The following is a 5,623-nucleotide window of genomic DNA, read 5'->3' on the forward strand; positions in this document are numbered from 1 at the left end:
AATTTCTCTTCTTGGTATTGTTCTATAATTTTTGCTACATGTTTGACGTGGTCCACATCTTGTACGCTCGCTCCACCAAATTTGAATACTCTCATTTTGAATTTATATGCTGTTACTGTGGGGCAAATATAAACCTAATGAGATTATTTTGGTGCTTAAAAAAGGAAAGGGTCCTGTAAGCAAATTATTAGAGTAGCCGGGGGTTAAATCATAAAATATTGCAACGATACAAATTATTAATTTTTAATCATCTATTATTAATTAATTTGCAGGCATGCAAAAATCAATCATTACTGTTAAGGACTTAAGGAAAAAATATGGCGATTTTGAGGCGGTAAAAGGTATCTCTTTTGATGTGATGGAGGGGGAAATATTTGGACTGCTTGGTCCAAACGGTGCCGGTAAATCTACTACCCTTGAAATTATTGAAACCCTACGCAAAAAAACGAGTGGAGAGATATTTGTTGATGGAATGAATTTAGATAAAAGACCTAATGATATAAAGAAAATTATTGGGGTGCAATTGCAGGCAGCCGGCTATTATCCCGGGCTTTCACTTACAGAACTTGTAGACATGTTCGCGGGATTATATAACAAAAAGGTAGACCCGTTGAAGCTATTGGATTCCGTGAATTTAAGAGACAAAGCAAAAAACAAATTTAAGCAATTGAGTGGCGGCCAAAAGCAGCGTTTTTCCATCGCGACCACTTTGATCAATCAGCCTAAAATTATTTTCTTAGATGAACCGACTACAGGGCTTGATCCGCAAGCGCGCCGCAATTTGTGGGATTTGATTTTGGAGATTCGCGACAAAGGCACAACCGTTATTATTACTACCCATTATATGGATGAAGCGGAGTTCCTTTGTGATAGAATTGCTATTGTGGATGCAGGCAAAATCATCACCTTAGATACACCCGACAATATGATTGACAATTTAGTGGCGACCGGTTTTGAACGACCGAAACAAGTTAAAAATGCCAATTTAGAAGATGTATTCATTCATCTTACAGGAAAAGATTTAAGAGCAGAATAATTTAATTTATGCAACAAGATATTCGTTACCCCATCGGAAAATATCAACCGCAGATATTTTCAGAAGAATTGAAAAGTAAGTGGCTGTTTGATCTGGAAACATTGCCTGGGGATGTAGAACGTGCCGTACTAAATCTGGATGAAGCACAATTGCAGACCCCGTATCGGGACGGCGGTTGGACTCTTCATCAGGTAGTGCATCATTTGGCAGACAGCCATATCAATTCTTATGTGCGGTTTAAATTAGCATTGACGGAAGATAATCCTACGATAAAAACCTATGATGAAAAACTTTGGTCAGAACTCGGTGATGTAAAAACGCAACCTATAAATGTTTCCATCACACTATTGCACGCTTTACATTTAAGGTGGGTGGCGCTTTTGCAAAGCTTGAACAAGGAAGACTGGAATAAAACAATATACAACCCTGGAAGTAAAAAAGAAATGACACTTTGGTTTCTGCTGGGTATGTATTCCTGGCATGGGAGACATCATACCGCACACATTACGGAATTAAGAGAGCGGATGAATTGGTAAACGAAAAATGAGTATTATGGACGAGAATTTAAAATGGAAAACGCTTTCTTCACAGTATTTATTTAAAGACACCTGGCTTACAGCCCGAAAAGATCGCTGTGAACGCAATGATGGCAAAATTGTTGATCCTTACTATGTATTTGAATTTCCGGAATGGGTAACAGCTTTGGCCATTACAGAAGATGAAAAAATAATCTTAGTAAAACAATATCGGCACGCATTGGGCGAAGTTGGTATAGAATTACCCGGTGGTTGTGTAGATGCCGCAGATGCTAACTTTGAAGACGCTATTCGCCGTGAATTGTTGGAAGAAACAGGCTATGCCTTTGAATCAGTCCATTCTTTGGGAAGAACTTCTGCAAATCCATCTACCAATAGTAATTTGATGCATATGTTTGTTGCTACCGGAGGGAAAAAAATACAAGACCAGAATTTAGATGAGAACGAGGAAATTGAAATCTTAGAAGTAAGTTTTGAAGAATTTTTTCAGCTGTTGGCAGAAAAACGAATGGTGCAGTCCATGCATATAACCACATCTTTTTACGCGCTATCTTATTTAAATAGACTACAGTTAAAATAAAAATTGCTTGAGCGCATTAAAAAAAATAACCATCATCGGACCGGAAAGTACGGGGAAGTCTAGTCTCTGCGCAGCCTTGTCTGACCATTATCAAACTATTTGGTGCAGCGAATATGCACGTGAATATTTGTTGAAAAATGGTAAGGAATATACTTATGAAGATTTATTGGTTATTGCTAAAGGGCAATTGGCATTAGAAGACAGTTGTGTGGAGGAAGTTCAAAAAGCAGAAAGACAAAAAAATAGTGGATCAGGGAAGGATTTGTCTATCGCATTATCAGACTCCCACGTTGCAGAGCTTTCTGGTCATCAGACTTTCCCACTTTTATTTATCGATACCGATATGTACGTAATGAAAGTATGGTGTGAGTATGTTTTTAATCGATGTCACAATTTTATTTTAGAAGAAATTGCCACCCGAAAATATGATTTTTATTTGCTCTGTGATATAGATTTGCCGTGGGTTGCAGACGAATTGCGCGAATACCCTGATGAGCATTCGCGCAAAGAATTATTTGAAATATATCTTGATATTTTAGTCAATCAAAATGTGCCTTTTGAAATTATCAGTGGGCAAAATGACAAACGTATTGCCAATGCAATTGCTGCCATCGAGCAACTATTCATCCTCTAAGTGATTGCTATTTTTCCTATTTTTCAGGGCAATATAGTACAGGGGAAATCCTAAAGCCACAATCACCAAACCACCAATTACATAATTTTGCTTGTAGAAGATGAGCAATAGGCAGAATGCTGCAGCCAGTAGAACATAGATGCCCGGAAGTATTGGGAAAAGTGGCGCTTTGTACGGCCTTTCTGCATCTGGTCTTTTCTTTCTTAAAATAAAAATGCCGATAATTGTAAGCATATAAAAAAGGACTACTACAAAAGAAACCATATCCAGCAGGTCACCATATTTTCCACTTAAACAAAGTAAACTGGCAAAAATGCATTGGATCCAGAGACCATATTCCGGTACCGAATATTTGTTGAGGGTTCCGGCTCTTTTGAAAAATAACCTGTCTTTTGCCATGGTATGATATACACGAGCACCAGAGAGAATTAACCCATTGTTGCATCCGAATGTGGAAATCATTATCATCAATGCAATAATAATAGTGCCTACTCGGCCAAATGCCTGTTGTGACGCCGCTACAGCTACTCTGTCTTTTGCTGCATAGGCAATATCATGCAAAGGTAATACAGCAAGGTATACATAGTTTACAGCAAGGTAGATCAATGTAACGATAAGTGTCCCTAAAAATAAACTTAGTCCGACATTGCGTTTGGGGTTTTTAATTTCTCCGGCGATAAACGTTACATTTTCCCAGGCTACGCTACTAAAAACAGAACCTACCATGGCAGCCGCAACGGCACCTAATACAGCCAGCCCGACATAATGAGTTACGGTTCCGTCTGCATTAAAATGTCCAATATTCCAAGCATTCTGCCAGTTGGCATGCCACACATTTTCTTTGATGGCCAATAGCCCGAAAATAATCAATCCAAATAGGCTTAATAATTTTATCGTTGTGAAAAATGTTTGCACCAGTTTTCCATTTTTAATACCTTTTGTATTTAAAAAAGTAAGCAGTATGATGATGACGATAGATAAAACTTGGGCCGGACTGATGTGTAAAGATCCGATGGATAACAATACGATATCTTCACTTACCTGCGGGAAGAGATATGCGGCGAATTTGCTGAAAGCCACACCCACAGCAGCGATAGTGCCTGTTTGTATAACTGCAAAAAAACTCCAACCATACAAAAAGCCCACCAGCGGATTGTAAGCTTCTTTTAAGTATACATATTGCCCCCCGGCTTTTGGAAACATCGCGCTCAGTTCTCCGTAACTTACGGCGGCAGCAATGGTCATAAAGCCGGTAATAACCCATACGAGTATTAACCAGCCAGCGCTGCCAATATCGCGCGTCATGTCGGATGCGACAATAAAAATACCCGAACCAATCATGCTGCCGGCTACAATCATTGTGGCATCCAACAGTCCCAGAGAGGGCTTGAAAGACTTTTTTTCAGATTCCATAGTTTGGGAAGTTTGTTTTGGTGAAAATTAGCTTAATATATTATTTTCAATGTAAAGCAATATTTGTCCCGTGGCGCCTGATTTGCTTTGTAAATAGTTCTTTGCGGTATCGCAAGCATTATAATAAAGCTTTTGATTTTCAAGCAAATCATTGAATGTCTCTTCTAGTTCTAATATATTCTCCACTGAAAATGCCGCGCCAGAGGCTTCCAACTCCACCGCTTCTAAAAATTTGTCAAACACTGGGCCGAAAACCACTGGCTTATTATAGACTGCTGCTTCTAATACATTATGAACCCCGTCCTCCCCAAAAGCGCCGCCAATAAAACATATATCCGCGTATTTATATAAACGACTCAGCATGCCTATATTATCTATAATAATGGTGTTTATGGATGCATCCACTGTTTTTTCACGTAGATATTGACTATATAAAATGGATTGTTTATAAATGTGTAAGCAATCATGTAAGCGCTCTGTATCAATTTCGTGCGGTGCAATAATGAAACGTGTGTCAACGTTTTTATTGGCATAATGATTCAGCACTTCATCGTCTTCATCCCAGGTACTACCGGCAACAATGACAGGATGGTTATTGCAAAACTCTTCTATTTGTTCTACCGGAGACCAATTCTTCGCAATTTCTATGACCCTGTCTACACGGGTATCTCCGCAGATAGTCGTATTGATTATATGAATGGATTTCAATAATTCTTGTGAAACGGTGTCTTGAATAAAAATATGAGAAAAATATTGGAGCATAGTCCGATGTAAGCTTCCATACCATTTGAAAAATGGTTGATTTTCTCTAAAAATTGCGGAAACCAATAAGAGCGGGATTTGTTTTTGCTTTATTTGCTTTAAATAGAAATACCAAAATTCATACTTTACAAAAATGACTAATTGAGGTTGAACTATTGATAAGAATTTCCGTGCATTGACTTCTCCGTCTAATGGTAAATAGAAAACGTAATCCGCTAAGGCATAATTTTTATGTACTTCGTAGCCTGAGGGAGAGAAGAAAGTAAGCAATATTTTGTGTGTAGGATGTTGGTGTTTTAGTTTTTCAAGTAGCGGCCGTCCTTGTTCAAATTCTCCTAAGGACGCACAATGAAACCAAATGACCGGTGATGTATTTTCTTTGAAGGCCTTACGTATTTTTTTAAATAATTTGATGCGACCTTGTTTCCAAAGCCTTGCTTTCCGGTTAAAGATAGAGGCGATGTCTACGCCAAAAGCGTAAAGGAAAATAAAGAGTCTGTAGAAAAACAAATTCATTCAATGGCATATTTGATACAAGATAATATTTTTTCTTTTTCCAAAGGGTGAAACCAGTGAAAATCTTCCTGCTTTTTAAACCATGTGATTTGTCTTTTGGCGTAATGACGGGTATTTATTTTTATTTTCTCTATAGCTTCTGGTAA

Annotated in this window: 7 protein-coding genes; 4 read left to right on the top strand and 3 right to left on the bottom strand. The window is 38.1% G+C overall.

Annotation, left to right across the window (positions count from 1 at the left end; genetic code table 11):
* Positions 1–274 precede the first annotated feature (274 nt).
* The 4 genes from ACQR30_RS14340 to ACQR30_RS14355 are packed head-to-tail and all read left to right on the top strand — an operon-like array spanning position 275 to position 2,786.
* Positions 275–1,036 (top strand): ABC transporter ATP-binding protein, encoded by a 762-nt coding sequence (locus ACQR30_RS14340; RefSeq protein ID WP_429736308.1) that lies wholly within the window; start codon positions 275–277, stop codon positions 1,034–1,036.
* An 8-nt stretch (positions 1,037–1,044) separates the two neighbouring features.
* Complete coding sequence (locus ACQR30_RS14345; RefSeq protein ID WP_429736310.1) at positions 1,045–1,572, top strand: YfiT family bacillithiol transferase; 528 nt, start codon at positions 1,045–1,047, stop codon at positions 1,570–1,572.
* Positions 1,573–1,588: 16 nt separating this feature from the next.
* Complete coding sequence (locus ACQR30_RS14350) at positions 1,589–2,152, top strand: NUDIX hydrolase (protein ID WP_429736312.1); 564 nt, start codon at positions 1,589–1,591, stop codon at positions 2,150–2,152.
* 7 nt (positions 2,153–2,159) lie between these two features.
* Entirely contained in the window at positions 2,160–2,786 is a 627-nt protein-coding gene (locus ACQR30_RS14355; protein ID WP_429736314.1) for an AAA family ATPase, read from the top strand.
* Here the strand turns inward: ACQR30_RS14355 and ACQR30_RS14360 are convergent.
* The 3 genes from ACQR30_RS14360 to ACQR30_RS14370 are packed head-to-tail and all read right to left on the bottom strand — an operon-like array spanning position 2,772 to position 5,611.
* The gene (locus tag ACQR30_RS14360; protein WP_429736316.1) at positions 2,772–4,199 is read right to left on the bottom strand and encodes an APC family permease; all 1,428 of its coding nucleotides are present in this window, start codon (positions 4,197–4,199) and stop codon (positions 2,772–2,774) included. The genes ACQR30_RS14355 and ACQR30_RS14360 overlap by 15 nt on opposite strands.
* Positions 4,200–4,226: 27 nt before the next feature.
* A complete protein-coding gene (locus ACQR30_RS14365; protein ID WP_429736318.1) occupies positions 4,227–5,477 on the bottom strand; it encodes a 3-deoxy-D-manno-octulosonic acid transferase in 1,251 nt (416 codons plus the stop codon).
* Positions 5,474–5,611: a hypothetical protein gene (locus tag ACQR30_RS14370; protein ID WP_429736320.1), complete on the bottom strand. Its 138-nt coding sequence runs from the start codon at positions 5,609–5,611 to the stop codon at positions 5,474–5,476. Before ACQR30_RS14370 ends, ACQR30_RS14365 begins: the two co-directional genes overlap by 4 nt.
* Positions 5,612–5,623 lie beyond the last annotated feature (12 nt).

It is taken from the genome of Arachidicoccus sp. (genome assembly GCF_050436765.1).
Lineage (GTDB): Bacteria > Bacteroidota > Bacteroidia > Chitinophagales > Chitinophagaceae > Arachidicoccus.

What these genes read in the sequence shown, in the direction of transcription:
- ACQR30_RS14340 (WP_429736308.1), top strand. Translation starts at nt 275, where the DNA reads ATGCAAAAATCAATCATTACTGTTAAGGACTTAAGGAAAAAATATGGC.
- ACQR30_RS14345 (WP_429736310.1), top strand. Translation starts at nt 1,045, where the DNA reads ATGCAACAAGATATTCGTTACCCCATCGGAAAATATCAACCGCAGATA.
- ACQR30_RS14350 (WP_429736312.1), top strand. Translation starts at nt 1,589, where the DNA reads ATGGACGAGAATTTAAAATGGAAAACGCTTTCTTCACAGTATTTATTT.
- ACQR30_RS14360 (WP_429736316.1), bottom strand. Translation starts at nt 4,199, where the DNA reads ATGGAATCTGAAAAAAAGTCTTTCAAGCCCTCTCTGGGACTGTTGGAT.
- ACQR30_RS14365 (WP_429736318.1), bottom strand. Translation starts at nt 5,477, where the DNA reads ATGAATTTGTTTTTCTACAGACTCTTTATTTTCCTTTACGCTTTTGGC.